Annotated in this window: 1 protein-coding gene; it reads right to left on the bottom strand. The window is 38.5% G+C overall.

From position 1 onward, the window contains the following. Window positions 1-414: 414 nt before the first annotated feature. Window positions 415-1,689 carry an IS110 family RNA-guided transposase gene (locus BSO02S_RS25910; RefSeq protein ID WP_066074907.1) on the bottom strand — a complete coding sequence of 425 codons (1,275 nt, stop codon included), beginning with the start codon at window positions 1,687-1,689 and terminating at the stop codon, window positions 415-417. Between the last annotated feature and the right edge of the window lie 111 nt (window positions 1,690-1,800).

Here is a 1,800-nt window from a genome sequence, read left to right as displayed (position 1 = left end):
CTTAAACTCCCTCAGTTTGATACGAATATCTCTTGAATGCTCACTTATTCGCAGGATTTCATAACCCTTGTAATTGGATTTACGTGTAATTGAAATGAGTTCAGATCATCTTGGCTTCGTGAAGGCATAGTTAAATAAAGGAATCAGCTACCACTCCATATTTTAACATATAATGCACATCTCCACGCCGCCCCTGGAGGCTTTCCCTCCCATGTCTCAACGGGTCAATTGCCCTCTCATTCCTTCGTCATGCCTATCCAAGGGGTGGAGGCCAGTTATGCTAACCTGATGGGTCACAGTGCCCTTTTGTTTAAGAAACCTGGTACTCCGTGCATATTTGAAATCCTACGAATAAGACAACATTCAAAAATCTAAGATAACTATTTAACTATAAGACTTTTAGTCATACTGTTTCTATGCTGCTAATGGGATTGTTTCTTGTAATTTATTTGCACAGTAAGATTCGTTTCGCTTAGCTATACCTACAAAAATTCTTGCTAATTTTCCGACCAACTTCATGATAGACTTCATTTTCTTCATCTTCTTGACCTTCACATTATATGCATGGATAGCTTTAAACTCAGGGTTATTCATCACAAGGCTCATGGTTGCTAGGTAGAGGAAACGCCGTAGTCTAGACCTCCCTCGTTTTGAGAGGACAATCTGCCCTTTCCATTTTCCTGAGCTTGCTTCAGCTAAATGGAGTCCTGCATGGCGTAATAGAGAGTTCCCATGAGAAAACCCACTTAGATCTCCAGCCTCTCCTAAAATGCCAGCTAAGGAAATTTCACTTATACCTTTAATCATAAGCAGCTTCCTTGCAAATGGTATTTTATTGAGAACTTCTTTAACTTGTTGTTCAACTCTTTCGAGTTGTTTTATGGCGAGATCATACTCCTCCAGTAATTGTTCTAAATGGAACTTATAAGCGTCCAGTGCTTGTCCAGTACCAATCGAGGATTTTGCTAGATTGATTAGTAATTGAGCTTTTTTGAGTCCTGGTTGTCGCTGCATTAAAGACTTCCATCCCCTCATGACATCTAGAGGCTCAAAAGAAGCTATTTCATTAGGAGTAGGAAACAGTCGGAGGGTTGCAATTGCCCCTTTACAAGTAACATCTTTAAATACTTGTCTAAGCTCTGGAAACACAATATCTACCCATCTATGGATCTGATTGGTAGAGCTTACGAGACGTTTAACAATCACGTCACGATTAGAAATTAAAACTCTAAGTTTCTCAAAGGATTCTGATGAAGGGCGAACAAAGGAATAATAGCCGTTTTTCACCATATCAGCGATAACGAGTGCATCTTTTTTATCACTCTTTGACTGAGTGTTATCACGATTCTCCTTGTTTCTCTTTACTAGGTGGGGATTGACTGTTACTACCTCAATTTTTTGTTTAACAAGCCAGTTAGATAGGTTTTTCCAGTAGTGGCCAGTAGGTTCCATACCTACTATTGTGGAATCTAGATTTTTTAGTCTTTTTAACTTTTCAATCCAATTTTGCAATTTAACAAACCCCTCTTCATTATTTTCAAATGTAAGGGGATCTCCGACTACAATTCCACGGAAGTTTACAGCTCGAGCAACGTGAAATTGTTGAGCAATGTCTACACCAACAATAAGATGTGTATCGGAAATTCTTTCTATTAGTTGATTTTGTTTGTCTTGCATTTTAAAATTCATAGTAGGGCTTCCTCCTTAAGAGTCTGAGTTAGAGTGGTGTCTATACTCATATCTTACTGAGGGGCTTTATTTTTTTCAAACCTGATATTTAACGATCTACAGGAATGCTAA

It is taken from the genome of Neobacillus soli NBRC 102451, from assembly GCF_001591665.1.
Taxonomy (GTDB): Bacteria; Bacillota; Bacilli; order Bacillales; family Cytobacillaceae; genus Neobacillus; species Neobacillus soli.
Note: the sequence above shows the minus strand (reverse complement) of the source record. Positions and strands in the feature narration are given on the sequence as shown.